This window comes from Mesoflavibacter profundi, from assembly GCF_014764305.1.
In the GTDB taxonomy this organism is placed as follows: domain Bacteria; phylum Bacteroidota; class Bacteroidia; order Flavobacteriales; family Flavobacteriaceae; genus Mesoflavibacter; species Mesoflavibacter profundi.
Genome location: NZ_CP061703.1, coordinates 353,248 through 378,917, shown reverse-complemented (window position 1 = coordinate 378,917; position 25,670 = coordinate 353,248). Strand labels below are relative to the sequence as shown.

28 protein-coding genes are annotated in these 25,670 nt (G+C 29.3%); 15 read left to right on the top strand and 13 right to left on the bottom strand.

What is annotated here, in order from left to right:
- The first annotated feature begins 17 nt into the window (after positions 1 to 17).
- A complete protein-coding gene (locus IFB02_RS01765) occupies positions 18 to 686 on the top strand; it encodes a uracil-DNA glycosylase family protein (RefSeq protein ID WP_106688243.1) in 669 nt (222 codons plus the stop codon).
- On the opposite strand, the gene IFB02_RS01760 is transcribed toward IFB02_RS01765, so the two are convergent.
- The 12 genes from IFB02_RS01760 to IFB02_RS01705 form a co-directional block, all read right to left on the bottom strand.
- Positions 683 to 1,735: an alpha/beta hydrolase gene (locus IFB02_RS01760; protein WP_106688244.1), complete on the bottom strand. Its 1,053-nt coding sequence runs from the start codon at positions 1,733 to 1,735 to the stop codon at positions 683 to 685. The two genes, IFB02_RS01765 and IFB02_RS01760, sit on opposite strands and share 4 nt — an antisense overlap.
- A 1-nt stretch (position 1,736) precedes the next feature.
- A complete protein-coding gene (locus IFB02_RS01755; protein ID WP_106688245.1) occupies positions 1,737 to 2,195 on the bottom strand; it encodes a tRNA (cytidine(34)-2'-O)-methyltransferase in 459 nt (152 codons plus the stop codon).
- On the bottom strand, positions 2,185 to 2,409 hold the full coding sequence (locus tag IFB02_RS01750; RefSeq protein WP_106688246.1) for a hypothetical protein: 225 nt from the start codon (positions 2,407 to 2,409) through the stop codon (positions 2,185 to 2,187). Before IFB02_RS01750 ends, IFB02_RS01755 begins: the two co-directional genes overlap by 11 nt.
- Before the next feature lie 53 nt (positions 2,410 to 2,462).
- On the bottom strand, positions 2,463 to 2,633 hold the full coding sequence (locus tag IFB02_RS01745; RefSeq protein WP_191073180.1) for a hypothetical protein: 171 nt from the start codon (positions 2,631 to 2,633) through the stop codon (positions 2,463 to 2,465).
- A gap of 70 nt (positions 2,634 to 2,703) precedes the next feature.
- A complete protein-coding gene (gene trpA, locus IFB02_RS01740) occupies positions 2,704 to 3,468 on the bottom strand; it encodes a tryptophan synthase subunit alpha (RefSeq protein WP_106688247.1) in 765 nt (254 codons plus the stop codon).
- A 119-nt stretch (positions 3,469 to 3,587) separates the two neighbouring features.
- Positions 3,588 to 3,866 carry a GIY-YIG nuclease family protein gene (locus IFB02_RS01735; protein WP_191072966.1) on the bottom strand — a complete coding sequence of 93 codons (279 nt, stop codon included), beginning with the start codon at positions 3,864 to 3,866 and terminating at the stop codon, positions 3,588 to 3,590.
- 35 nt (positions 3,867 to 3,901) lie between these two features.
- Positions 3,902 to 5,083 carry a tryptophan synthase subunit beta gene (trpB, locus tag IFB02_RS01730; protein ID WP_191072965.1) on the bottom strand — a complete coding sequence of 394 codons (1,182 nt, stop codon included), beginning with the start codon at positions 5,081 to 5,083 and terminating at the stop codon, positions 3,902 to 3,904.
- Between the two features lie 73 nt (positions 5,084 to 5,156).
- On the bottom strand, positions 5,157 to 5,804 hold the full coding sequence (locus IFB02_RS01725) for a phosphoribosylanthranilate isomerase (protein ID WP_191072964.1): 648 nt from the start codon (positions 5,802 to 5,804) through the stop codon (positions 5,157 to 5,159).
- The gene (gene trpC / locus IFB02_RS01720) at positions 5,801 to 6,586 is read right to left on the bottom strand and encodes an indole-3-glycerol phosphate synthase TrpC (protein ID WP_191072963.1); all 786 of its coding nucleotides are present in this window, start codon (positions 6,584 to 6,586) and stop codon (positions 5,801 to 5,803) included. The genes IFB02_RS01725 and trpC overlap by 4 nt, the downstream gene beginning before the upstream one ends.
- A 273-nt stretch (positions 6,587 to 6,859) precedes the next feature.
- On the bottom strand, positions 6,860 to 7,852 hold the full coding sequence (gene trpD, locus IFB02_RS01715) for an anthranilate phosphoribosyltransferase (protein WP_191072962.1): 993 nt from the start codon (positions 7,850 to 7,852) through the stop codon (positions 6,860 to 6,862).
- Between the two features lie 149 nt (positions 7,853 to 8,001).
- On the bottom strand, positions 8,002 to 8,568 hold the full coding sequence (locus IFB02_RS01710) for an anthranilate synthase component II (protein WP_106688252.1): 567 nt from the start codon (positions 8,566 to 8,568) through the stop codon (positions 8,002 to 8,004).
- A 20-nt stretch (positions 8,569 to 8,588) separates the two neighbouring features.
- Positions 8,589 to 9,986 carry an anthranilate synthase component I family protein gene (locus tag IFB02_RS01705; RefSeq protein WP_191072961.1) on the bottom strand — a complete coding sequence of 466 codons (1,398 nt, stop codon included), beginning with the start codon at positions 9,984 to 9,986 and terminating at the stop codon, positions 8,589 to 8,591.
- A 314-nt stretch (positions 9,987 to 10,300) separates the two neighbouring features.
- Here IFB02_RS01705 and IFB02_RS01700 point away from each other — a divergent pair, with 314 nt between their 5' ends.
- The 4 genes from IFB02_RS01700 (at position 10,301) to IFB02_RS01685 (ending at position 12,198) form a co-directional block, all read left to right on the top strand.
- Positions 10,301 to 10,786 carry a TlpA disulfide reductase family protein gene (locus tag IFB02_RS01700; protein ID WP_106688254.1) on the top strand — a complete coding sequence of 162 codons (486 nt, stop codon included), beginning with the start codon at positions 10,301 to 10,303 and terminating at the stop codon, positions 10,784 to 10,786.
- A gap of 5 nt (positions 10,787 to 10,791) precedes the next feature.
- Complete coding sequence (locus IFB02_RS01695; protein ID WP_106688255.1) at positions 10,792 to 11,403, top strand: thioredoxin family protein; 612 nt, start codon at positions 10,792 to 10,794, stop codon at positions 11,401 to 11,403.
- Between the two features lie 91 nt (positions 11,404 to 11,494).
- Positions 11,495 to 11,803, top strand: coding sequence for a rhodanese-like domain-containing protein (locus IFB02_RS01690; protein ID WP_106688256.1), 309 nt, complete (start codon positions 11,495 to 11,497; stop codon positions 11,801 to 11,803).
- 14 nt (positions 11,804 to 11,817) lie between these two features.
- On the top strand, positions 11,818 to 12,198 hold the full coding sequence (locus tag IFB02_RS01685; RefSeq protein ID WP_106688257.1) for a rhodanese-like domain-containing protein: 381 nt from the start codon (positions 11,818 to 11,820) through the stop codon (positions 12,196 to 12,198).
- A 34-nt stretch (positions 12,199 to 12,232) separates the two neighbouring features.
- Here IFB02_RS01685 and IFB02_RS01680 read toward each other — a convergent pair whose 3' ends face one another.
- Positions 12,233 to 12,391 (bottom strand): YqaE/Pmp3 family membrane protein, encoded by a 159-nt coding sequence (locus tag IFB02_RS01680; protein WP_106688258.1) that lies wholly within the window; start codon positions 12,389 to 12,391, stop codon positions 12,233 to 12,235.
- Between the two features lie 411 nt (positions 12,392 to 12,802).
- Between IFB02_RS01680 and IFB02_RS01675 the strand changes: the two genes are divergently transcribed.
- The 10 genes from IFB02_RS01675 to IFB02_RS01630 all read left to right on the top strand — a co-directional run bounded on the left by IFB02_RS01675 (position 12,803) and on the right by IFB02_RS01630 (position 25,650).
- The gene (locus IFB02_RS01675; protein WP_191072960.1) at positions 12,803 to 14,056 is read left to right on the top strand and encodes a tyrosine-type recombinase/integrase; all 1,254 of its coding nucleotides are present in this window, start codon (positions 12,803 to 12,805) and stop codon (positions 14,054 to 14,056) included.
- Between the two features lie 2 nt (positions 14,057 to 14,058).
- Positions 14,059 to 15,231, top strand: coding sequence for a hypothetical protein (locus IFB02_RS01670; RefSeq protein ID WP_191072959.1), 1,173 nt, complete (start codon positions 14,059 to 14,061; stop codon positions 15,229 to 15,231).
- A gap of 208 nt (positions 15,232 to 15,439) precedes the next feature.
- The gene (locus IFB02_RS01665; RefSeq protein ID WP_191072958.1) at positions 15,440 to 15,733 is read left to right on the top strand and encodes a helix-turn-helix domain-containing protein; all 294 of its coding nucleotides are present in this window, start codon (positions 15,440 to 15,442) and stop codon (positions 15,731 to 15,733) included.
- A complete protein-coding gene (locus IFB02_RS01660) occupies positions 15,733 to 16,062 on the top strand; it encodes a hypothetical protein (protein ID WP_191072957.1) in 330 nt (109 codons plus the stop codon). The genes IFB02_RS01665 and IFB02_RS01660 overlap by 1 nt, the downstream gene beginning before the upstream one ends.
- A gap of 5 nt (positions 16,063 to 16,067) precedes the next feature.
- Positions 16,068 to 17,273: a primase-helicase family protein gene (locus IFB02_RS01655; RefSeq protein ID WP_191072956.1), complete on the top strand. Its 1,206-nt coding sequence runs from the start codon at positions 16,068 to 16,070 to the stop codon at positions 17,271 to 17,273.
- A gap of 867 nt (positions 17,274 to 18,140) precedes the next feature.
- Positions 18,141 to 21,392, top strand: coding sequence for an Eco57I restriction-modification methylase domain-containing protein (locus IFB02_RS01650; RefSeq protein WP_191072955.1), 3,252 nt, complete (start codon positions 18,141 to 18,143; stop codon positions 21,390 to 21,392).
- Between the two features lie 19 nt (positions 21,393 to 21,411).
- Positions 21,412 to 21,636 carry a hypothetical protein gene (locus IFB02_RS01645; RefSeq protein ID WP_191072954.1) on the top strand — a complete coding sequence of 75 codons (225 nt, stop codon included), beginning with the start codon at positions 21,412 to 21,414 and terminating at the stop codon, positions 21,634 to 21,636.
- 20 nt (positions 21,637 to 21,656) lie between these two features.
- Positions 21,657 to 23,051 (top strand): GmrSD restriction endonuclease domain-containing protein, encoded by a 1,395-nt coding sequence (locus IFB02_RS01640; RefSeq protein ID WP_191072953.1) that lies wholly within the window; start codon positions 21,657 to 21,659, stop codon positions 23,049 to 23,051.
- Positions 23,052 to 23,061: 10 nt separating this feature from the next.
- On the top strand, positions 23,062 to 24,531 hold the full coding sequence (locus IFB02_RS01635; protein WP_191072952.1) for a hypothetical protein: 1,470 nt from the start codon (positions 23,062 to 23,064) through the stop codon (positions 24,529 to 24,531).
- A 201-nt stretch (positions 24,532 to 24,732) separates the two neighbouring features.
- Positions 24,733 to 25,650 carry an Abi family protein gene (locus IFB02_RS01630; protein ID WP_191072951.1) on the top strand — a complete coding sequence of 306 codons (918 nt, stop codon included), beginning with the start codon at positions 24,733 to 24,735 and terminating at the stop codon, positions 25,648 to 25,650.
- Positions 25,651 to 25,670: the final 20 nt, after the last annotated feature.

Here is a 25,670-nt window from a genome sequence, read left to right as displayed (position 1 = left end):
AAATCCAAGAGTGTATTGTGTTTAAACATCATCATCCATATCCGCCATTCATGAAAAAAGATACTAAAAAACTGATTGTTGGGACATTACCGCCACCAAGATTTAGTACAGGCGATTTGTTGGAAAAAGATGTAGATTTTTGTTATGGCAGTTATTACAATTCACTTTGGTTGTATATTGATAAAATACATAATCTTAACTTAAGATTTGATAATTCTCAAGAAGCTATAGATCAGCGAATACATTTTTTAATCAAACACAAAATAGGCGTTTGTGATATTGTAGATAGTTGCGAACGTAAAAAAATAGATGCATCCGATTTAGGAATGACTAATATTAAACTTAGAGATTTAATAGGTTATTTAAAACAATATCCAAATATTAATACACTTCTATTTACTGGTGGGAATAGTAAAAACGGACCGGAATATTTCTTTAGAAAACATATCAAACCTTATCATTTAAAGCTAGAATTAGTCTCTAATGAAATACCAAGAATTCATCAATTTGAATTACCTAATGCCAATTCAGAAAATAGAATTATTAAAACAGTATCTCTAACCTCATCTTCAGGTAGCGCTAATCGAGCCATAGGAAGTAATCCATTATATAAACAGCTTAAAGCTAAGAATCCGAAATTCAACACCTTTGATTTTAGAGTGTTACAGTATCAAGAGTTCATTTAATAAAAAATAGAATCTAGATAAGAAATCATCACTTTTAATGCCGGAACAGCATCATCTTCAAAGTTTATTTTTAAAAATTCATTAGAACCAGAATCTAAAAAAGCATGTGGTCTGTCTTGATGTTGCCAATATTTAATATTAGTATGACCAGCATCTTTTAGTTTTTTAATATAAGCTTCTATAGATTTAGGAGTAGTTGTTGTGTCTTCTGTACCAACGGTAAAAAGCATTGGAGGAAGTTTTTTTTCGGTTGGGTTTGGTATGTTGTAATACGGAGATACTTTTTTATATAAATCTGCATTATCTGTAACATTGTAAGCATTGGTGAAAATGCCTCTAGCTTCGGCATTTCCTAACATCCAAAAAATATTATCTGAAGATTCAAATCCATTTAAAGCAGCATTGTAAAGATCAAAAGCACCATAACTTATTATAGCAGCTTGGACTTCAAATAAATTTTGATGTTCTACAGCTTCTAAAGTTAGTCCTTTTGGTAAATAAGTTGGAGAAAAACCTAATGGTGCTTGGGTAAATCCAGTGCTTGATAAGTTGTTATGTTGGGAAGCAACCATTGTAGCTAAATGTCCGCCAGCACTATCGCCAGTTACAATAACTTGATTTGGATTTCCTTTATATTTTGCAATATTTTCTTTAACCCAAAGTAATGCGCCATAAGCATCTTCAACAATAGTGTTTAAGGTTACAGTATTGTTTTGATCGCCAAGTAATCTATAATTTACATTACAAACTATATATTCTGCATTGGTCGCTAAATATTTAGCAGATTGATCCATTATAGAATTATCGTTGATTAACCAACCGCCACCATGATACATTACAATTACAGGATAACTAGACTTTCCTGTGTTTGGTGTGTAAATATCCATTGTTAAATCAAAGCCATTTGGAGATGCCCAAATAATATCTTCAGTTAATTTTAGTGTTGTATTGTTAGTAGTTTCTGATGAAACAACAGTTTTAGTATTACAATTAAAAAGTAATATTATAAAAGAGTAAATGATGAAATTTGTAAAATGTTTTCTTTTCATTTTATTTAAGATTTAGTTGTCTTAGGCCTTCAAAAACGACTATGCTTACTGCGTTAGCAATGTTAAAACTTCGTATGTGTTCACTGTATAAAGGAATTTTAAATAATTTATCTTGATGTGAATTAATTAGTGGTTTTGGTAATCCTACAGATTCTTTACCAAAAACTAAAAATAAATCGTCTTCAAATGAAATGTCCCAATGATTTTTCTGTCCATGTGCAGACAAAAATACCATGTTTTTATCACTGTTTTTAGTGAAAAAATCGTCTATACTATCGTAGTAAATAACATCTATATGTTGCCAGTAATCTAATCCAGCACGTTTTAAGCGTTTGTCTGTAAGTTCAAAACCAAAAGGTTTTACTAAGTGTAATTTACTGCCAGAACCTAAAGCTAATCTACCTATGTTTCCTGTGTTATTAGGTATTTCTGGTTCGATTAAAACAATGTTAAGCGACATTTTTTTGTGTAATATTTAAAATGATTACTCTTATTAAAAGTATCCAAGGTAAACCATGTAATAAGATATCAAACCAATCCATTAGTTGCATATCTTTTGCGCCACCAATTACCCATTTAATTTTTCCCCATAAATGCGGTTCGGGAAAAAAAGGAGCCAAACCAAGCGTAAGGCATAACAATACAATTAATCGAATATTATTTAGTGGTTTCATATAAAAAAAGCCTACTCGTTTAAGAATAGGCTTTAAATATAAATATTTACAGTTTAACTGTTTGTTTTATTTTGCTGATTTTTGATTGTTTTTTCATCAATATCAAAATCATTTGTTTCCAATTTTGTGTTTCCTGTTGGATTAGTTGGATTGGTCTGTTTAACGGTTGTTTTAAATTTCTTTCTGTCTTTAATCATTCCCATAATTTTTCTTTTTTGGTTCATAATAAAGATAATGATAACTACAGACTTCAGCTTTTAATACTTCGTTAAAATAGTATTGACAAGCGTTAAACTATCTTAAAATATTGTTTATAAACGTTTGTATACTATTTATTCCGTTGTTTGATAAATGTTTAATAAACGCACTTCCAATAATAGCTCCTTTAGCATAAGTTGTGGCTTGAGTAAAAGTATCGTTGTTATTTATTCCAAAACCAACGATTTGCGGATTGTTAAGTTGCATATCTGCAATGCGCTTAAAATAATTGGTTTGCGTATCACCAAAACCTTGACTACTTCCTGTAACACTTGCGCTGCTTACCATGTAAATAAATCCGTTTGAAATAGAATCTATAAATTGAATTCGCTCTTTTGAGGTTTGTGGTGTAATTAAAAATACATTTATTAATCCGTACTTTTCAAATGTACTTTTGTATTGTTCATTATACACATCTACTGGCAAATCTGGAATTATTAACCCATCTATACCAATTTCTTGACATTTTTTACAAAAAGCTTCAACGCCATATTGCAACATCGGATTAAAATATCCCATAATAATTAATGGAATAGAAACAGTATTTCTTACATCTTTTAATTGCTTAAAAAGCACTTCTGTAGTCATTCCATTTTTTAATGCTTCTGTAGAGCTTGCTTGTATTGTTGGTCCATCTGCTAAAGGATCACTAAAAGGTAATCCAATTTCTATCATATCTGCACCGCTATTTTCTAGACTTTCTATTATTGTAACGGTATCATTTAAATTAGGATAACCTGCTGTAAAGTATATTGACAAAAGTTTTTTGTCTTCGTTTAGTTTTTGGTTTATTCTGTTCATTTTATATGTTATTCCTGTTTAAGTAGGAATCTATTTTTAGGTTTTTAAATACTGCTAGAACAAGTTGAGAGTGACTTTTATTTAAGTTTTCGTCAACCTGAACTTGTTTCAGGTTCTCATTATATATTGATAGATTCTAGATTTGGATTTTTTTCTTTTATTAAATTTAATTTCCAGTCTTTATGCCAGTTTTTTAATTGTTTTTCTCGTGAAATAGCTTGGTTGATGTCGGTGAATTTTTCAAAATATATTAAATCTTTAAGATTGTATTTTCTTGTGAATTCCGAACCCATTCCATATTGATGTTCGACTATTCTTTTATGTAAATCAATAGTGACACCAACATAAAATGTCGTTCTGTATTTATTGGTCATGATATATGTGTAGCTAAATTTCATGATTTGTGGGATGCTGAAACAAGTTCAGCATGACGTTATAATTTAAAATGTTTAATGTAAGTCTCTAAATCCTTATCACCACGACCAGATAAACTTACAACTACAATATCGTTTGGTTTAAACGTTTTTTGTTCAAAAACACCTAATGCATGAGATGTTTCTATAGCAGGAATAATACCTTCTAATTGGCATAATTCTAAACCAGCTTGCATGGCTTGATCGTCTGTGATCGAAATAAATTCAGCACGACCTGTTTTATACAAATGCGCATGCATTGGTCCAACACCAGGATAATCTAAACCTGCTGAAATAGAATAAGGCTCGGTAATTTGACCATCGTTGGTTTGCATTAATAAGGTTTTACTACCGTGAATGATGCCTTCTTTTCCTAATACAGATGTTGCTGCACTTTCACCAGAATCTACACCTAAACCAGCAGCTTCTACAGCTATAAGTTTTACGTTTTCATTATTTAAATAATGGTAATATGCGCCAGCAGCATTACTACCGCCACCAACACAAGCAATAACGTAGTCTGGATTTTCGGTGTCTTCTTTATCTTTTAGTTGAAATTTAATTTCTTCTGAAACTACCGCTTGAAACTTTGCTACCATATCCGGATAAGGATGCGGACCAACAACACTTCCAATAATATAATGTGTGTCTACAGGATTATTAATCCAATCTCTAATTGCTTCGTTTGTAGCGTCTTTTAAGGTTTTGCTTCCAGATGTTGCAGGTATTACTGTAGCGCCAAGCATTTTCATACGTGCTACGTTTGGTGCTTGACGTGCGATATCAATTTCACCCATATAAACAATACATTCTATACCCATAAGTGCGCAAACTGTTGCTGTTGCTACACCATGTTGTCCAGCGCCAGTTTCGGCAATAATACGGTTTTTGCCTAATCGTTTTGCCATTAAAATTTGACCAATGGTATTGTTAATTTTATGTGCGCCAGTATGATTTAAATCTTCGCGTTTTAAATAGATTTTAGTATTGTGTTTTTCTGAAAGTCGTTTGGCAAAATAGAGTGGAGATGGACGACCAACATAATCTTTTAATAACTGGTCAAATTCAGCTTTAAAAGATGGCTCTGCCATAATTTTTAAATAGTTTTGACGTAATTCTTCTACGTTTGGATAGAGCATTTCTGGGATAAATGCACCACCAAAATCTCCGTAATATCCTTTTTCGTTAATGTTGTAATTCATAATCATTTCCTGCGCAGGCAGGAATCTTTTTTAATTATACATTTCTTTTATTTATTTTGAAATAGATTCCGCATCAAGTGCGGAATGACATGCTGCTCTTAAATTTTTCTAATGCTTCAATATCTTTTAAACCTGCTGTAATTTCAAATTTGCTATTCACGTCAATAGCGTGACAATATTTGGATTCTTTTTTTTGTAGGAATGACTGAATAATGTCAACTTCATCTAATCCTATGCCACCACTTAAAAAATAAGGTGTTGTTGAAGGATAGTTTTTTAATACGTCCCAATTAAATGTGTATCCATTTCCGCCAGGTAATTTTCCTTTTGTATCGAATAAAAAATAATCACAAATGTTTTCAAAAGGTTGTAATACTGAAAAATCAAAATGGTCCTTTATTGAAAAGACTTTGATGATTTCTACAGGGTGAGATGCTGAATCAAGTTCAGCATGACGCAACTTGTTACAAAACTCAGGAGTTTCTTGTCCATGTAATTGAATAACATCTAATTGGTGAGTTTTAATTTGATCTAATATGAAATCTAAACTTGCATCTACAAATACACCAACTTTTTTTATCGTTTTTGGTAACTTAGGAATAACACCTTCAAAAAAGCGACTTGATTTTTTGTAAAAAATGAAACCCAAATAATCAGGTTGCAAAGCTGCAACTTGGTTAATGTTGTCTTGGTATTTCATTCCGCAGATCTTTATTTTCATTTTTCTAAATTTTGAATAAACTGAGTTGCGCTTTCTCCTGGATTGTCTGTTTTCATAAAGTTTTCGCCTATTAAAAAACCTTTATAGCCAAATTGCTTTAAATCTTTAATGGCTTCAACAGTGCTTATTCCGCTTTCAGATACTTTAACAAAATCATTAGGAATCATTTCACTTAACGTTTTACTTGTATCTAGCGAGACTTCAAAAGTTTTTAAATTTCGGTTATTTACGCCTAACATATCAATGCTTGGCATGATGGATTTGTGTAATTCTTCTTCATTATGGACTTCTAGTAAAACATCTAAATTTAATTGTTTAGCAAGTGTTGAAAACTGCTTGATTTCTTCTTTAGAAAGTATTGCAGCAATTAATAAAATGACATCTGCACCATAAGCTTTTGCTTCGATAATTTGATATTGGTCTATTATAAATTCTTTTCTAAGTAGTGGTAAATTACTACTTGCTCTTGCAAGAATTAAATCGTCTAAACTACCGCCAAAATATTTACCGTCGGTTAGTACAGACATACCGCAAACACCAGCGTTTTCGTAACCTTTTGCAACATCTTGAACGTTTAAATTTTGATTTATAGTTGCTTTAGAAGGTGAACGACGTTTGTGTTCTGCAATTATACCTGAAGCACTATTTTTTAATCGCTCTGTTAATAAAATGGTTTGTCTTTCAAATAGAATGGATTGTTCTAATTGATTGATAGGAATTAGTGATTTTTTTAAATCGACTTCTTTACGTTTATCTGCTGTAATTTTATCTAAAATGTTCATTTTATCTTATTTATTCATTTTGCCTTGATGCAAAACGAAACAAAAAATCATATCAAAATTAGGAAATTGCTAAAGCATCTTTCACTTTCGGAATTTCGTGCTTAAAGCTACGCTTTGCATCTACATTCCTACGCTCATTATTTCTGAATTTTGATGATTTCGACTATGTCGAAACTTAGGACTTGACTTTTATAATGTTATTTTCTATTTTAATATATATTACCTTTTTTACTAACTACTAACTACTAACTACTAACTACTAACTACTAACTACTAACTACTTATCTCGATTAATTTTTCTAGACTTCGTTTAGCTGCTCCAGTTCCTAAGCTTTCCTTAGCTAGTTTAAAACCTTCTTTATGCGAAATGTGCTTAACTGTAGCTATAGCTAATCCAGCGTTAGCACAAACCACATTGTTTTGGGCTTTTGTGCCTTTACCAGTAATCACTTTTTTAAAGATTTTTGCAGCATCTTCTACAGTGTCTCCTCCAAATATTTCTGAAGCTTCAATTTGATCGACTTCTAAATCGCATGGATTTAAAATAACTTCGGATTGATTTCTTATAATTTTGGTTTGTCCAGTTAGGGAAATCTCATCATAACCATCCATGGAGTGAATGATGCTATAATTTTTATCGGTTTGTTGGTATAAATAGCCGTAAAGGCGCTGTAATTCTAAATTAAATACACCAACCATTTGGTTTTTAGGAAACGCAGGATTAACCATTGGTCCTAGCATATTAAAGAATGTTTTTACGCCTAATTCTTTTCTAATTGGACCTACATTTTTCATTGCTGGATGAAATAAAGGCGCATGCATAACGCATATATTGGCTTGGTCTATACTGCGTTTTAAAATATCTTCATTATTGGTGAATTTTACACCTAATTCTTCTAAAACATTTGAAGATCCAGAAGCAGAAGATACTCCATAATTACCATGTTTGGCTACTTTTATTCCTGCTCCAGCAGCGATAAAAGAAGAAAGTGTAGAGATGTTAAATGTGTTTTTACCATCGCCACCAGTACCACATAAGTCTATAGCGTTAAAGTCTGATAAATCAACAGGAATACAAAGTTCTAGCAAAGCATCTCTAAAGCCTTTTAACTCTTCTAAGGTGATACTTCGCATCATGTAAACTGTTAAAAAAGCTGCTATCTGACTTTGATTATACATACCTGTAGATATGTTAACTAATACTTGTTTAGCTTCTTCTGTCGAAATGCTTTCGTGGTTTATTAATCGGTTTAATATGTGTTTCATTTTTATTATCTAATTTTCAAACTGAGCTTGTCGAAGTGCTCTATAAATTCTTCACATTGCTCTGAATGAAATTAATTTTTATGCTTTATTTTTTTATATGTTTTTAATTAAATCTTTTCGGATGCCGCAACAAATACTGAATGGCAGATTCAATCTTTTAACCAATTTTCTAAAATTTTCTTTCCGTAAGGTGTTAACACACTTTCTGGATGATATTGTACACCTTTTACATCGTATGTTTTATGACGCAAAGACATAATTTGTCCGTTTTCGTCTACCGATGTAGCTTCTAAACTTTCAGGTAAATTAGAATCTACAACCCAAGAATGGTATCTACCTACTTCTATAGTTTTTTCTAAGCCATTAAAAAGAGATTCATCTTCAACGGTTATTGTTACTTTTGTAGAAACGCCATGATATACATCGTTAAGGTTAATTAATTGTCCGCCAAAAACTTCTCCTATTGCTTGTTGACCTAAACAAACACCAAAAATACTTTTTGTTGGCGCATAGGTTTTTATAATGTCTTTTAATAAACCAGCTTCATCTGGTATTCCTGGTCCAGGAGATAAAACAATTTTGTCAAATTGATCGACAAAGTCTAAGGTTAGTTTATCGTTTCTTCTTACAGTAACTTCACAATCTAAATCTTCTAAGTAATGAACTAAATTGTAAGTAAAACTGTCGTAATTATCTATAACTAATACTTTTTTCATGATATTTTCAAGATTTGGGATTAATTAATTTCTTCTGCTAAATCAATTGCTTTTGTTAATGCGCCTAACTTGTTAAACACTTCTTGTAATTCGTTTTCTGGATCAGATTTAGATACTAAACCTGCACCAGCTTGCCAATGTAATTGGTGGTTTTTACTTAAAAAAGTTCTAATCATAATGGCATGATTGTAATTACCTTCAAAATCCATAAATCCTATCGCTCCGCCATAAAATGCGCGACTGGTTTTTTCGTATTTTTCTATTAGTTGCATTGCCATATGTTTTGGTGCGCCACTTAATGTGCCAGCCGGAAAAGTATCTGCAACTACTTGCATTGTAGCAGTATCTTTATGGACTTTACCAGTAACTTTACTTACTAAGTGAATAACATGAGAGAAGAATTGTGCTTCACGATACGTGTCTACTTTTACTTCGCTTCCGTGTCTACTTAAATCGTTTCTTGCAAGATCAACAAGCATAACGTGTTCTGCATTTTCTTTTACGTCTTCTGCTAGTTTTTTTGCTAGTTTTTGATCTTCTTCATCGTTACCGGTTCTTTTAAATGTACCAGCTATTGGATGTATTTCGGCTTTACCTTTGTTGACCACTAATTGCGCTTCTGGCGAACTTCCAAAAATTTTAAAATCACCGTAATCAAAATAGAATAGGTAAGGCGATGGATTTATACTTCTTAAGGCACGATAAACATTAAACTCGTCGCCTTTAAAAGCTTGATTAAATTTTCTAGATAGTACTAACTGAAATACATCACCTCTTGCACAATGTTTTTTTGCTAATTCTACATGAGATTTATACTCGTCATCTGTTAAATTTGAAGATATTTCAGAATTTGTTTTGAAACTATAAGACGCAAAATTTTTAGAGTTTATTAATTGTAAAACTTCGTCTATATTGTTTTCTGTTTCAAAGCAATGCGCAAACACATAAGCTTCGTTTTTAAAGTGATTTATGGCTATAATGTTTTGATAAACTGCATAATATATATCTGGAATATTTATAGAGTTTGGCTTTTTATTAATCTCTACATCTTCAAAATGTTTTACAGCATCGTAAGCAGTGTAACCAAATATTCCGTTGTTTATAAATTTAAAATCGGTATCAGAATCTACTTTAAAGCGTTTGGTAAATTTATGCATCATTTGCGTTACATTTTTTACTTTATTACGCATAACGCTTCCGTCAGGAAACGTTTGTGTTATAGACTTATCGTCTACTTTTATAGATGCAATTGGATTAAAGCAAACGTATGAAAAACTATTGTCGTTGGCATGATAATCGCTACTTTCTAGCAAGATACTATTGGGATATTTATCCCTGATTTTTAAATAAATACTTACAGGAGTAATCGTATCTGCAAGTATCTTTTTGTAATGTGTGTAAAGACTAAAAGTTTTCATTTTAATAATTTGTTTTAAGTCTCTGCTTTTAAGAGATATTTAATTAGTTAGTTAAAAAAAAAAGGCTTGTCGTGAATGACAAGCCTTTTAGATATAATTTAAATTTTAAATATATAGCAATGCTACTTCACGAAATTTGAGTTCTTGAAGTTCCACCACCATGTATGATTTAAAATTGTGTTCATCGATTTTTTTTGATGGTTCAAATATAAAAATGAATTTTCAGTTTTCAAACTTAAATGGGCTTTAATTATTTGTTAAAGTTTTAATTAGCCGTAAAACGATTAGTATTTTTAGTAACAATTTTATTAATAATGAAATATTTAGTTACTGCAGTAATGCTTATGTTGTTTGTCTCTTGTAAAGACTCGGCAAAAGAAAATACATTTAAAGAAGTTGACTTTTCTCAATTAGAACACGTTTTAAATAAGCAAGATAATAAAACCTATGTTGTTAACTTTTGGGCAACTTGGTGCGCACCTTGTGTAAAAGAATTACCTTATTTTGAAAAATTAAACAAAGACTATAAGGATAAAAATGTAGAGGTTATTTTGGTGAGTTTAGATTTCCCTAAGCATTTTGATACCAAGTTAAAAACGTTCGTTAAAGAAAACCAATTACAATCACAATTATATGCTTTAAACGATATGGATTCTAATACATGGATACCAAAAGTAGATAAAGATTGGTCTGGAGCAATTCCTGCGACACTAATTTTCAACTCAAAAAAAAGAGCGTTTTATGAGCAACCTTTTGAATATAACCAATTACAAGACACCTTAAACCAATTTTTAAATTAAATGATATGAAAACAACACAAAAACTATTAATATTATTTGTGCTAGTGCTATCTGTTAGTGCTTTTACAATTAAATCAAGCCAAGGTTATAAAATAGGTGATGTCGCAACAGACTTTAAACTAGAGAACATTGATGGTACAATGGTATCATTATCAGATTTCGAAGATGCTAAAGGATTTATAATAACATTTACTTGTAATACATGTCCTTATGCAATAGCTTATGAGGATAGAGTAGAAGCGTTAAATAAAAAATACGCTAGCAAAGGTTATCCTGTTATAGCAATTATGCCAAATAATACTACTATTAAACCAGGAGATAATATGGAGGCAATGCAAAAAAGAGCAAAAGAGAAAGGCTTTACATTTCCGTATTTAATAGATGCAGAACAAGACATTTATCCACAATATGGCGCAACAAAAACGCCGCATATATACGTTTTACAAAAAACAAAAAAAGGTAATATTGTAAAATACATTGGTGCAATAGATGATAATTTTCAAGATGCCAATGCAGTTAAGACCAAATATGTAGAAGATGCTGTTAATGCATTATTGCAAGGAAATGAAATAAAAGTGAAAGAAACCAAAGCAATAGGCTGTTCTATAAAGGCCTAATTTAAAATATCAAAAAACCGAACTGTAACATTTCGGTTTTTTTTACGTCTTAATACTTAAGAAATATTAATTTTGAAAAAAATAATATAAAATGGCAGACTTATCACAAGAGCAATGGACAGAGCAATTACAAGCAGACGATAACGCAATTATATTAGACGTTAGAACAGAAGCTGAAGTTGCCGAACGTAAAATACCAAATTCTATAAACATAGATATACATAAAGGACAAGGCTTTATTTATCAGCTTGAAGAACTTGACAAAAGTAAAAACTACTACGTGTATTGTAGATCAGGAGCAAGAAGTGGTCAAGCATGTAATATCATGAATCAGTTAGGATTTGAAAATGCTTACAATTTAGTTGGAGGAATATTAGATTGGAACGGAGAAGTAGAATAAAAAAACTATTTATAATGAAAAAGATATCAATTATACTTAGTTTCTTATTAATTTCATTAGTAAGTTGTGAAGAAAAAGCAACAAACGTACAAGTTGTTTCTTACGAAGAAATGGAAACTTATTTAGATCTAGAAGACATACAACTAGTAGATGTAAGAACACCTAAAGAGTATAAAGAAGGTCATATAAATCAAGCCCAAAACATAGATTTCTTTTCGCCAACATTTGATCAAGATATACAAAAGTTGGATAAAGATAAACCCGTAATGGTTTACTGTCAAATGGGAGGAAGAAGTGCAAAATGCGCAGAAAAAATGAAAGAACTAGGATTTGTTAAAATCTACGACTTTAAAGGTGGATATAGCAAATGGAAAAGTCAAGAACAAACAAAATAAAAAATCCCAATCGTTAGATTGGGATTTTTTTAATTTATCTGTCACTAGTTACATAAAAGGCGTGTATTACACCAGGTAACCAGAATATAAGAGATAAAATTAAATTTATTAAAAAATCTTTACCTAAACCTTTATTTAAAAAAACCGATAAAGGCGGAATAAAAAGATTAAGGATAATAGTTAAAATGCTCATAGTTTTTATTTTTTTGGTTGTTCAATAAAATTAAAACTATTAAAGTAAGAATTGTCTTAATAAAACTACAATTAGGATAAGTTTAAATAAAGCTGTTAAAGACTGTTAAACGGTAATATTATCAACTTTTTTGTGGCTAAAAAAATAAAACCCTGTAAAATCAATACTTTACAGGGTTTTTTGTGGAGTCGGAGAGTATTGGTATTATATATTTAGATTTTTTGTTTAAAGTATAATAAATGCTATATTTGATAGTAATAACGCTATGTTGTAGTTATTTTCTGTTTGCAAGATATAATAAACAATAACTATTTTGTCACCTATTTTGTCACCTATTTTGTCACCTATTTTGTCACCTATTTTGTCACCTGTTTTGTCAGCCTAATTTAAAACACAATTATTTTAATAATAATGAAACATTCTTTTTACTTAAAAAATCCTCAAAACCAAAAAGGAGAAAAGCCATCGTTAATCTATTTTACATGTCATTTTAATAAAGAGAAAAAAAAGTTTGTTTATTCTACAGGAGAAACAATAGCTCCAATAAATTGGGATTTTGATTATAGGCAACCTTATTTAAAAGGAAAACATAAGGTTCCTAATAATTTAACAGTAAATACTCAGCTATCAAGGTATTCTCAGAAATTTGAAGAAACTCAGGCATTATGTTTAAAAATTAATGAAGAATTTACTTCAAAAATATTACGTGATTCATTTGATTTAGAGTTTAAAAAAATTTCTAAAAAGAGTAATAGTTTTTTTGATGCATACGATGATTTTATGATGGAAAAACAAAAACGTAAAGAATGGAAACCTTCAACAATAAAAAGATATATTAATATAAAAAACCACTTACTTGATTTTGAAGCTAGAAAAAAATACAAACTTACATTCAGTACAATAAATAATAATTTTGATACTGAATTTAAAGATTTTTGTTATAGAGTCTTAGACCATAGTACCAATACATTTGCCAGAAACCTTGGACTATTTAAAACATTTATGTTTTGGGCATTAAAAAATAAATACACATATAACAATGCTTTTATAGATTTCAAAAAACCAGAAAGAGTTATCACTAAAGAAATTGCGTTAAATTTAGATCAAGTAAATGAAATTTACACATACCAACCTCAGTCTCTGGCATTAGAAAAAGTTAAAGATGTTTTTGTGTTTCAATGTTTAACAGGACTTAGGTATGGAGAGTTAAAAAGAATAAATAAACGTACTGTAACTGAAAATTCAATCCTAATTAAGGAGGAAAAAGATGTTGCTAAAGAAGTAAGAGAAATTCCTCTATTTGAAGTTAGTAAAAATATTTTAGAAAAATATAAATTTCAATTACCATTAATTAGTAATCAAAAGCAGAATCAGTTTATTAAAGAAATATTTAAAAATGCTCAATTTACCTTTGAAGTAGAATATAGTAGAACTAAAAATAGGGAACATAAAATACTAAAAGCACCATTTTATAAAAGGGTAAGTACTCATACTGCCAGAAGGACTTTCATTACAATTTTAAAAAATAAAGGAGTTGCAGATAAAACAATTATGGAGATGACTGGGCATAAAGATTTTAAAACGTTTAATAGTTATTATAAAGTAGATAATCTTGCAAAACATGACGCTATTAATAAGGCATTTTCAGCATTAAAAATTGATTAACTATGAATTGGAAAGAGTTTCAAGATCACTCAGATATAGCTCCTATTAAAGAAGCAGATTTTTTAATAATAAATAAAGTTAACAATGAACTAAACAATTGGGTTGAAACTACGATTAACAACCTAAAAGACTCGAAAGATGCAGAAAGTGAATTTGCGAATTTGTTTTTTGATGTTAGAAAAAAATATGTAGAACAATTAATTAAACCAATAGCTTCTTATGAAATATTAATAAAAGGGAATGATAATAATTTTCCACTAATATTTAATCAAACTAATTTAAATAAAATCTTAACAATATTTGATTCAATTTTTAAACACAGCAAAAAAGAGGATAGAATAAATTTGTTTAAAAAAAGTTTTTTTGAATTTAAGTTAGCGAAATCAAAATATCATCTTTTAAAACAACTTTTATTAACAGTAAATGAAAATGTAATTAATCCTAAAGACCGTCTTCCAAACTTTGATACTTTTGAAGTTTCTACTTTACATCATTATAAAGAACAAACAAAAATTGCATCTAAATTAAATGATAATTATGAAGATCAAATAAGTAATTTATTATCAAGAAATAAAGAATCTATACAGGAATTAAGAGAACTAAATCAAGAAATATTAAAATTAGAAAAAAAATATTATAAGGCTGATACAGAATTATCAGAAGTTAAATCGGAGCTAAAAACTACTAAAAATCAATATCAAATAATAAAAAACTACATACCTGTATTAGAATCTTCAAATGTCATTCAATTTGATATAACTTATTGGGGAGATAATTATCCTGCTTTAAAAGTATTTTTCAATTTTTTGATTGAAAGAAAAATCTCTTATTTAAATTGGAGTTTATTTGCGTCTCTAATGTGTAAAGGGAATGAAGATCCTATTGATTTTACTTTTAATGATTTTTCAAAGAAAGATTATGGTTATATGTTTTATCTACTTAAAGAGTTTTTTGTATTTGAAATTAGAAAAGACCGCTCTTCATTTAATGATTTTTTAAATTTTAAATTCAGAATAAATGGTAGTAAATTTAAAAAAAATGATATATCTAAATTTGTAAGAAATTATGGTGTAGATGTTACTAAAATAGGAACGGATGAAATAGAATCTTCAGAATTGAAAAATCAAAAAATGATAGAGAATTTATATTTAGATATAAAAACTAGAATTTTTTAGTAGTTTAAAATTTCTAATTCTTCTCTTTATTCTCCTTTTTTTATCATTTTGCCAACCTAATTATTTTTTGTAAATATCTGTATTTTAGTTTTTTGTGTTTGATTTTAAAAAAATAAGTCTTCCTGTTTTTTCTCTTTTTTCTCTAATCTTTCTTTGTAGTATACAATTAGCGCTAGTTGTAATTCATTAATATTAAATAATAATAATTATGACAAAAATTGTAATAACAACAAAAGAGGAATTGTCTGAAATTATAAATAAAACAGTCGGACAACAAATAAAAGAATTAAAATCATCGATTAATAAGTTAGCTAAGCCTAGCAAGAAAAACCTGACCATTAAAGAGGTTGCAACGCAGTTAAACGTATCAGAGTTAACTGTCCGTAATTATATAACAAAGGGTTTTATTAAGGCAGAGAAAATTGGTCGAAGAGTGATTATTAATGCGGAAGCATTAGAGGACTCATTATCAGAAGTAAAATCTTTAAAATACAGAAGGTAATGAGACAGCTTTATAAAACAGAAGAATTTCCTGTGTGCGAAATTCAAAAATTGGTAAATGATGTTAATTCTCATATAAACCATATACAAAGTAATTATAGTTGTGACACTAAATCATCTGAGTTATTAAATTGGATTGCAGAAAAATTAAATTCAATATCCAAAATAGCAAGAAGAGATGTTAGGTTTGATTATTTGTTTATTCAATCAGAGATAGACAAACTCTACAAAATAGATAACTCTTTAACAGGATTTATCATTAGGCTTGACTTTAATAAAGAAAAAGAACCTAATAGAGGATTCTTAGAGTTTAATTTAACCAAAAAATAAGAGCTATGAATTATTTAAGAATAGGAGTAGATTATTTTAAAATAACAGAAAAGCCATTACATAGCGGAGACACAATTACTACACTGGTTAAATGGAATAAAAGTGAAATAAGTACAGATCACGGTAAATCGTTTTTACAAAAAATACCAAAATATGATGGTTTTGTGACTATTCCAAGTCACGTTGATTTTAAAGAAAAAATTAAGGGATTTTATAATGAGTACCATCAGCTTAAACATGATTTGAAAAAAGGAGAGTTTAATAAAACTAAAATGTTTTTAAAACATATTTTTGGTCAGCAATATGCACTAGGGTTAGATTATCTAACAATTTTGTGGCATTACCCAACACAAATTTTACCCATATTATGTTTAGTAAGTAATGAAAGAAGTACTGGTAAAACTACTTTTTTAAATTGGTTAAAGCTGATTTTTGAAAAGAACATGACTATAAATAAAAATGAAGATTTTAGAAGTCAATTTAATGCAGATTGGGCAACAAAACTTATCGTGGCAATAGATGAAGTTTTACTTGACAGAAGAGAAGATAGTGAAAGGATTAAAAATCTTTCTACAGCTAGAACATATAAGATAGAGCATAAAGGAAAGGACAAAATAGAAACTCCTTTTTTTGGTAAATTTATTTTATGTTCTAATAATGAGGATAACTTTATTTTAATTGATGATAAAGAAATTAGGTATTGGGTTCTTAAAATTCCAACAATTAATCAGGGAATGGAAGTGTCAGATTTATTAGAGGATTTAGAATCTGAAATACCATATTTTTTAAACTACATTAACCAAAGAAAACCTAATGTAACCAAAAAAACCAGAATGTGGTTTACTAAGGAGCAGATAACAACAGAAGCTTTGATTAAATTAGTTAGAGGAAATAAAACCAATTTGGAAAATGAAATATTTGAGCTTTTAAAGGATGATTTTATCAAGTTTGAAAAATCAGCTTTATGTTACAGCGCATCGGATTTGGTCGACAAGTTAAAAGCTAATAATGTAAGAACAACACCAACAAAGATTTCTAAAATTTTGAAAGATAAGTTTGGTTTAGAACAGAAAAATTCTTCTTATACTCGTTATAATTTGTCTAGTTATCCTAGTATTGAAGATTCTAAGCATTATGTAGAAAGTACAATATGTAAAGGAAGATATTTCAAAATTGAAAAGGAATTAGTTTTTAAAAGTGTTGATTGTTGACGATGTAGCACAATCATAGTGATACACTACAATGCAAAATCGACTTGATTTCAACAACAGTTCAACAATAAATATTAATTGTTGAACTGTTGTTGTTTTGGAGTTGACGTGAAAACTATTGTAAAATATAGTGTTTAGGAATATCATCAACAAAACAACATATTTTATTATTTTTTTATGTAGGTTTTGATTACGTATTACCGATTTGTGTTGGTTTTGTGTATTATCATTAGGTTTATGTAGGTTAAGTTATGTTGTATTATTGTTTGTATTAGGTTAAATCGTTGGTTAAGTTATGTTGTATTGTTGGTTAATCTAACTTATAGTGTTGGTTTAGTGTTTGTATCACTAGGTTTATGTTGGTTTAGTGAAGTCGCAACACGTTTTATTGTTGTTTGAATTAGGTTAAAGCGTTGGTTAAGCTAGATTGGAAAGTTGGTTAAGTTTAGTTGTATTGTTGGTTGATCTAATCATAAAGTGTTGGTTTAGTGTTTGTATCACTAGTTTTCATGTTGGTTAAGTAAAGTTACAACACGTTGTATTGTTGTTTGAATTAGGCTAAAGCGTTGGTTAAGTTAGGTTATTCTGTTGGTCGAGTTAAGTTGTAATGTTGGTAAAGTAGGTTGTGTTTGGTTTTGATAAACAAAGCTTACTGTTAGTGTAACATTATAATTCAATGATATTAATTAGTAATAGGATATTATTTTATTAATATTAATACCTCTTTATAAAAAGTATTCTGAATATTAAATACACTAGCACTATTAAAAGTTAAAAGCATTCACAAAGAGTGGATAACTTTTACTGAAAACCATAATGCATTATTAGTTAATATTTATATTTTTAATGATTAAATAAAAGCTATTAATGTCATTATATCAACCATCAGTATTAAAGCACTATTTAAAATTACAAGATAGTGAAGCCATAAATAAAGCCTATACTAAATACAAAAGATACTTTCTTAATCCTACAATACAAGATAATATACGTAGCTCTAAAGAAGAAGAATACCAAGGTATATTCCTTACAGAGTTATTTGTAAATGTATTAGATTATACACTTAAACCAAAAGCTAACTTTAATCTTGTAGCAGAGTATAAAAACCAAAACAATGCACGTAAAGCAGATGGTGCAATATTAGATAACGATATTGCTATTGGTGTTATAGAATTAAAAGGTACTAACACTAAAGATTTAGAAAGCATACGTAAACAAGCGTTCGATTATAAAGCTAATCAAAAAGGATGCGTGTATGTTATAACTTCTAACTTTGAAAAACTAAGGTTTTATATTAACGATGCAACCGAGTTTGAAGAGTTTAATCTGTTCGAGCTTACACCAGAGCGTTTTGAGTTATTATACATCTGTTTACAAAAAGACAATGTATTAAATAATACACCTCTAAAAATTAAAGAGCAGTCCGTTGTAGAAGAAGAACAAATCACAAAACAATTCTATAAAGACTATTCACTATTTAAACGAGAGCTATTTAGAGACCTAGTAAAACGCAACGCAAAAACGTTAAAATCACAAGCGTCTAATGACACCTCGAGCGCAGTCGAGAGGTCACAAGAAGAATTATTAGAAGTGCAACGTCTTGAAAAAAACGTTAAGCTAACACTCTTTAAAAAATCACAAAAACTAATAGACCGTTACCTATTTATTTTCTTTGCAGAAGATAGAGGCTTACTACCACCAAATAGCACACAACAAATATTAGATAAGTGGAAAGCAGATGTAGATTTTGGAGACGATAGACCACTTTACGTACTATTTAAACAATACTTTAATTTCTTAGATACAGGAAGAGCAGGAACAACTAAAAGAGCCGAAATATATGCTTATAACGGTGGTTTATTTAAAGAAGATAAAACCTTAGATAGCTTAGATATAGATAGCGATTTACTATACAAACACACCAGTAAATTAGCAGCTTACGATTTCGAGAGTCAAGTAGATGTGAATATACTAGGTCATATCTTCGAAAACTCTTTAAACGAAATAGAAAGCGTTAATGCAGAAATTGAAGGTGCAGACTTCGATAAACAAAAATCTAAACGTAAAAAAGATGGTGTCTTTTACACACCAAAATACATTACAAAGTACATTGTAGAAAATACGGTTGGTAAACTGTGTGAAGAAAAGAAAACCAAGCTAGGTTTTAAAGAAGAAGAATATTTTAAAGGGCGTAAGAATAGACAAAAAGCTACCATTACCAAATTAGTAGATATTTTAGATACTTATCGTGATTGGTTACTACAACTAACTATTTGCGACCCAGCATGTGGCTCAGGTGCATTCCTTAATCAAGCTTTAAACTTTTTAATTGCAGAACACCAATACATAGATGAGCTTAAAACAAAAGTATTAGGTGGTGGCTTACAGTTCCCAGATATAGAAAACACAATATTAGAAAACAACATTTACGGTGTAGATTTAAACGAAGAGTCTGTAGAAATAGCAAAACTTTCCCTATGGTTACGCACAGCACAACCAAGACGTAAATTAAACGATTTAAGTAACAATATTAAATGTGGTAACTCTTTAATAGATAGCAAAGCGGTTGCAGGCGATAAAGCCTTTAATTGGCAAGAGCAATTTCCTAAAGTATTTGAAAATGGTGGTTTTGATGTCATTATTGGTAATCCGCCTTATGTAAGACAAGAATTGTTTAAAGACCATTCAGAATATCTAAAAAAGTATAATGTTTATTCTGGGAAAGCAGACTTGTTTACATATTTTTTTGAAAAAGCAAACAATTTATTGAAAACGAATGGATATTTATCATTTATATGTTCAGGTAAATTTTTTGAAGCAAATTACGGTAAACCTTTAGTAAAGTATCTGGTTAAAAATTTTGTTTTTCAAGAAGTAATAAATTTTGATGATTTAGAGGTTTTTGAAGGAATTTCAGCATATCCTCTAATTTTTACTGGGGTAAAGAAAACGCCAAGTATTAATTATCATTTTAAGTTTTGTTTCATTCCTGACTATGTTAAAAATAAAATTAGCGAAATCGTTTCAAATATTCCTTTTTCAAAAGTAAATATAAATGACTTTGTAGAATTTGATTATAACTTTTATGATACTGAAACAGCAAATGTTTTTAAGAAGATAAATAGAAATAGTATTTACTTAAATGATTTAAATCTTTTACCATTAGTAGGTGTTAAAACAGGTTTTAATGAAGGTTTTATGTCAAAAGAGAATACAGTAATATCAAGACCTTACATATTTGGGAAAAATATAAAGCGTTTTTTAACTCCTTTAAATGAAAACAAGATAATTTTCCCTTATGTAAAAAAGGAAAATTTATATCAATTAATGAATGAAGATGAAATAATTAACAATAAACATTTAGAACATCATAGAGAAAAACTTGAAAGAAGAGCTATAATTAAAGATGGCATAAAAAATGGTTCAAAAAAATGGTTTGAATATCAACAAATAAATAGAAAGTTAGATTTTGAAAAAGAATATATAGTATACCCAAATGTTTCTTTAGGAACAAACTTTACTTTATCTAAAGGAAATGTTATTGATATGACTGGTTTTATAATACCTTCTAATGACAAATTTCTATTATTTTTATTGAATTCTAAAATAACCAAATTTGTAATGAATAAAATTGCAATTTCAAGAAGAGGAGGTTATAATGAGTATAAAGTTCAATATTTAAGTAAAATACCACTTAAAGATATTCAAGATTCAGAAAAAAAGAAATACAGGGAAGTTGTAGATATTATAGTTAACAATAATGATAAGTTATATAATCTATTAAACAAATTCCAAACCTACTTAAAACAAAAATTCAAATTAGAAAAACTCCCAAAAAAACTACAAAATTGGCACGAATTAGAATTTGGTGACTTTATAAAAGAGCTTAACAAAGCGATAAAAACAAATAACAAACAACGTGTTAAAGATAGTTTAGAAGAAGTACCAACCCTAACCAAAAAAGACGAGTTTGAGTGGTTAGACCTCTTTGAAGATAACAAACAAAAAGCACAAGCCTTACAAACCCAAATCAATCAAACCGATAAAGAAATCGATGCTATGGTATATGAACTATATGGGTTAACTGAAGAAGAAATCCAAATTGTTGAGAATAGTTAATTAAAACATAATAAAAAATATGGCAAGATTAGTAATTAAATGTAAAACAGCATCTACAGTATTGGATGGTGTTGAAATTAAACCATCAATAACTTTAATAGAATCAACTATCTATTTAGAGCCAAATAAAATACCAACAGAAGCAAGTATTAAAGCATTGAAAGAACAGTATTCAAATACAGCTGTTCAATTTGCATTACCAGCAGGAGAGATTTGTACATGTGAAATTGATATAGTTGAATAATTCGTAAAACCTTTAAAAATATGGCATTTAATCCTAAAACAGAATACACTATAGTTCCTACAGAAATAAGTATTAAAGATTTTTTTGAATACAAAGAGGATTATGTAACAAGACCACCATATCAAAGAAAGGCTGTATGGAATAAAAAGAAAAAACAAGCTTTAATGGATAGTCTATTTAGACGTTATTACATTCCAAAACTTGTAATAAGAGAAGTTAGAAAAGATGATACAGGCACAGTTAGTGAAATTGTAGATGGTCAACAACGTATTACTACTGTCCAAGATTTTTTTGATAATAAGTATCCTTTACCAAAAACATTATCCGATTTAGGTGATGGTTTAGCAGGTAAATATTATAAAGATTTAGGCACAGATATTAGAAAATTTATTGATAAATCTCTTAAATACCAGGCAGATGTAATTAAGAACATAGAGGAGCCTAACAATGTAGAACATCAAATTATAGCAACTGAAATATTTTGGCGTTTACAACAAGGTGAATCCCTTAATTATATGGAAGTAGCTCACGCTCAACTATCAAGTTTAAGTAGAAATTTTATTGTTAAATATTCTGATGACTTAACTTTTGATTACGAAGCTTACACTCCAATCGATTCTAATAAAGATAAATTACCTTTTTTTAATTTATTGGATGTAGATAATGGAAGAATGAAACATCTTCAATTTATGGCACGTTTCTTATTAATTGAAAAAGAAGGTGGTTATACAGATTTAAGTGATAAAAAAATCACTGAGTTTATCAATGAACATAAAACTAAAAATGGTATTGGAGATTATTCATTTGAAAATGAAAAATTAGCTTCTAATGTGAAAACTAATCTAAATATATTTTATAGCATCTTTAAAGATGACGCTATGCTAGATGATAATAATGGTATAAAAGAGTTTTCTACAGAGTATTTTATTATTTCAATCTATATGCTAATTCGTCATTTAAGAATGTATTATGTAATTGATGAAGAAACGAAAGTTAATATAAAAGAATTTGTATATGACTTTTATAAGAGGTGGAAAACTTACGACGAAGGCACAGATACAGATTTATTAACTTTTAGTAATAGACGACAACAAGGAGAAACTGATTTAGAAGTAAGAGATATGATCTTGCGTCAAATATTCTTCAAATATGTTTTAGATAACAATATTTGTTTAAAAGAGAAGGATTCAAATAGAGCTTTTTCTGAATTACAAAGAATATTAATTTATAGACAGGGCAAAGGTTTATGTCAACAATGTTTAAGGGAGGGAGTTCCCGAAAAAGAAGCAAAAGTGAGTTGGTCTAAATATCAAGCAGATCACGTTTTACCACATTCTAAAGGAGGTGAAACAATATTAGAAAACGGCGAGTTATTGTGCGCTTTTCATAACCTTTCAAAAGGTAATAGAACCTAATTATCGTTTTATGTCATTAGAAGAAAAGAAATATGATGTAGAAGCTAATAATGATTGGGCTAAAAATGTAAAAGGTGAGCACTTGTTTATAGATAATGCTCAAAGAGGTCGTAAAGGTTATTTCTGTATTGGTTGCGATAAGCAAATGGAAGCTGTTATAAGAAAGAAAAACCCAAATCATAGATCTTATTTTCGTCACGTTCCTGTTGACATTGAAAAAGACGATACACCTTGCACCTTTAGTAATCGTCAATATAGAGAAACTTTAGCAACAGATATTCTACAAAGGGTAAAAGCTATAAAAGTACCAAATGTTTACAAATATCCACCAAGAGGTGAAGATGGAGCACCAATGCTGTTAGAAAAAGCAAAATTTGTAACTGCAAAAAAGGTCAAATCTCAATTAACCTTTTATGAAGATTGTAAGGGAGCTATAAAATATGGTAAAAATCCAGAAGTTGAAGACAGGTATTTATTAATTAGACCCGATGTTACTTTTTTTGATGCTAATAACAAGCCTATATTATTGATAGAATTAGTAATCACTCATAAAGTAAAAGAAGAAAAGAAAATTAAGTTAAGACGATTAGGTGTTGATACTGTTAGTATTATAGTGCCTAAATCTTCCGCACAAGAAATTGAAGACAATTTTAAAACAACAAAACGAGTAAAATGGGAATATAATGGAATCGAAGCAAGCACCAAATATATACGAGTTTCCTCTGGAACTTCAGAAGGAATACTGGAATTTGATGAAGACCAAAGAAGAATTTTTGAAGAATCGCTCACCTGCCGCAAAGCGAGACTTAATAACACGCTACGAACTATTAAAAAAAGCCTTCAATCTGAACCTTACCGAAGAGCTGAACACGACTTTGAATCTGAATTATCAAGAATTGAGAGCGCTACAAAAGCAGAGAGAGAGGGACTGGAACAAATGGAAGAAAGATTTGAACGAGAAATATATGCAGAATTTAGAGGCAAGTTCGATGAGATTAAAGAAAGACGAGAAATTGTTAGTACTGAAAGATCAAACTTTGAACGGAAAAGTAGAAACTTGGAAACAAGATATCTTAACAAAAGAAGAGAGATTGAACGAGAGGAAGAAGAGCTATCAAGATGTATTAGAGAAAGCTCAGACATTGAAGAAAAATCAAAATCAATTAGAAATTCTATCGATCGAGTTAGAAGAAAAATTAAAGATTTACCAAAGACGTTTAAAAAACTTGAAATTGAATCAAAAAGAAAGTTTGACACAGATAGAAGAGAACTTGAAAATGAAGAAAGAGAGCTTGTTAGTTCAGTTACAGAAGAATTTTACAGAGGAATTAGATCAAATACCAGAAAATTTCCCGAAGGAATTAGAAATATATTGGAAGCAAAAAGAATGGGATACGATTTCGAAAATGCTAAACGCGAAGAAAATAGCTATAAAAGGGCACGTGAATTATTTAACAAGGGAACTTGGAAAGCACGGTAAATCATTAGAATGGTTTCTTGAAACTTATAAAGATGAGATTAATTAAAGATAATATAGTAAATCCTAGTAATTGTGTGGTAAAAAGTTGTACATTTGCATTAACAGTACACACCACGCTACCCATAAGCACAGCGTCCCAGGGTGTGTCTTTTGCTTTTTATAGGTTTCTTTTTATTAAAATTTAAAACTCAACCTATATAAATGTTCGACAAAAATCCATTCACACTTACTCAACAAGTCAAGCAACTACAAGATCGTGGTTTAAAAATCAAACATCCTCGTATTGCTGAGAAATATCTTATAAATATTAGTTATTATAGGTTAGGAGAGTACTGGTATGTAATGCAGTCTGATAAAGAAAATCATATTTTCAAACCCAATAGTAAATTCGAAGATGTTATAGCTTTGTACAATTTCGATGCAGAGTTAAGATTGTTACTTTTTGATGTTATAGAAAAGATAGAAATTAGTTTGCGTACTAAATTAATCTATTACTTATCTCATGAAATAGATCCTTGGTGGTTTTGTAATTCAGAGATTTTTATAGATAGATTGAAATTTTCCAGAACATTAGCTAAAATAGAAGAGGAAGTAACTAGGTCAAGAAGTAAAGATGTCACAATAAAACATCATTTTAAAAAGCATAAAGATGATTTAAGATTTCCTCCATCATGGAAAACTTTAGAACAAGTAAGTTTTGGTAATTTATCAAAGTTATATGGTAATTTACATCATAGAATAAATTCTAAAGATGAAATAGCAAAGGATTTTGGTGCAGTAAACCATACCTATTTACCAAGCTGGTTGCAGTCAATAGCTCAGATACGTAATTTTTGTGCGCATCACTCTAGGTTATGGAATCGTAATTTACCTAGTACAGTAAAAATATTACCAAACCCACCAAACCCTTGGATAACAGATAGTCACAATGTGCCAAAACAACACGAGTTTTCTAAACTTTATATACATATGTGTTTAATGAGGTATATGCTTAATGCCATTTTACCTAAAAATGAGTTTGGAAATAAATTAAATAGTTTACTTTTAAAATATCCTAATGTAGATCCTAATGCACTAGGTATGAAACCAAATTGGCAAGATGAACCACTATGGAAATAATAAAATCAATAATAATTTAA

Coding starts and splice junctions, on each gene's coding strand:
- trpB (WP_191072965.1), bottom strand. CDS start 5,083: ATGAATTACAACATTAACGAAAAAGGATATTACGGAGATTTTGGTGGT.
- IFB02_RS01725 (WP_191072964.1), bottom strand. CDS start 5,804: ATGAAAATAAAGATCTGCGGAATGAAATACCAAGACAACATTAACCAA.
- IFB02_RS01690 (WP_106688256.1), top strand. CDS start 11,495: ATGGCAGACTTATCACAAGAGCAATGGACAGAGCAATTACAAGCAGAC.
- IFB02_RS01635 (WP_191072952.1), top strand. CDS start 23,062: ATGTCATTAGAAGAAAAGAAATATGATGTAGAAGCTAATAATGATTGG.
- IFB02_RS01735 (WP_191072966.1), bottom strand. CDS start 3,866: ATGAAATTTAGCTACACATATATCATGACCAATAAATACAGAACGACA.
- IFB02_RS01695 (WP_106688255.1), top strand. CDS start 10,792: ATGAAAACAACACAAAAACTATTAATATTATTTGTGCTAGTGCTATCT.
- IFB02_RS01650 (WP_191072955.1), top strand. CDS start 18,141: ATGTCATTATATCAACCATCAGTATTAAAGCACTATTTAAAATTACAA.
- IFB02_RS01645 (WP_191072954.1), top strand. CDS start 21,412: ATGGCAAGATTAGTAATTAAATGTAAAACAGCATCTACAGTATTGGAT.
- IFB02_RS01675 (WP_191072960.1), top strand. CDS start 12,803: ATGAAACATTCTTTTTACTTAAAAAATCCTCAAAACCAAAAAGGAGAA.
- trpA (WP_106688247.1), bottom strand. CDS start 3,468: ATGAACAGAATAAACCAAAAACTAAACGAAGACAAAAAACTTTTGTCA.
- IFB02_RS01655 (WP_191072956.1), top strand. CDS start 16,068: ATGAATTATTTAAGAATAGGAGTAGATTATTTTAAAATAACAGAAAAG.
- IFB02_RS01700 (WP_106688254.1), top strand. CDS start 10,301: ATGAAATATTTAGTTACTGCAGTAATGCTTATGTTGTTTGTCTCTTGT.
- IFB02_RS01755 (WP_106688245.1), bottom strand. CDS start 2,195: ATGTCGCTTAACATTGTTTTAATCGAACCAGAAATACCTAATAACACA.
- IFB02_RS01660 (WP_191072957.1), top strand. CDS start 15,733: ATGAGACAGCTTTATAAAACAGAAGAATTTCCTGTGTGCGAAATTCAA.
- IFB02_RS01760 (WP_106688244.1), bottom strand. CDS start 1,735: ATGAAAAGAAAACATTTTACAAATTTCATCATTTACTCTTTTATAATA.
- IFB02_RS01710 (WP_106688252.1), bottom strand. CDS start 8,568: ATGAAAAAAGTATTAGTTATAGATAATTACGACAGTTTTACTTACAAT.
- trpD (WP_191072962.1), bottom strand. CDS start 7,852: ATGAAACACATATTAAACCGATTAATAAACCACGAAAGCATTTCGACA.
- IFB02_RS01665 (WP_191072958.1), top strand. CDS start 15,440: ATGACAAAAATTGTAATAACAACAAAAGAGGAATTGTCTGAAATTATA.
- IFB02_RS01640 (WP_191072953.1), top strand. CDS start 21,657: ATGGCATTTAATCCTAAAACAGAATACACTATAGTTCCTACAGAAATA.
- IFB02_RS01630 (WP_191072951.1), top strand. CDS start 24,733: ATGTTCGACAAAAATCCATTCACACTTACTCAACAAGTCAAGCAACTA.
- IFB02_RS01750 (WP_106688246.1), bottom strand. CDS start 2,409: ATGAAACCACTAAATAATATTCGATTAATTGTATTGTTATGCCTTACG.
- IFB02_RS01670 (WP_191072959.1), top strand. CDS start 14,059: ATGAATTGGAAAGAGTTTCAAGATCACTCAGATATAGCTCCTATTAAA.
- IFB02_RS01705 (WP_191072961.1), bottom strand. CDS start 9,986: ATGAAAACTTTTAGTCTTTACACACATTACAAAAAGATACTTGCAGAT.
- IFB02_RS01685 (WP_106688257.1), top strand. CDS start 11,818: ATGAAAAAGATATCAATTATACTTAGTTTCTTATTAATTTCATTAGTA.
- IFB02_RS01680 (WP_106688258.1), bottom strand. CDS start 12,391: ATGAGCATTTTAACTATTATCCTTAATCTTTTTATTCCGCCTTTATCG.
- IFB02_RS01745 (WP_191073180.1), bottom strand. CDS start 2,633: ATGAACCAAAAAAGAAAAATTATGGGAATGATTAAAGACAGAAAGAAA.
- trpC (WP_191072963.1), bottom strand. CDS start 6,586: ATGAACATTTTAGATAAAATTACAGCAGATAAACGTAAAGAAGTCGAT.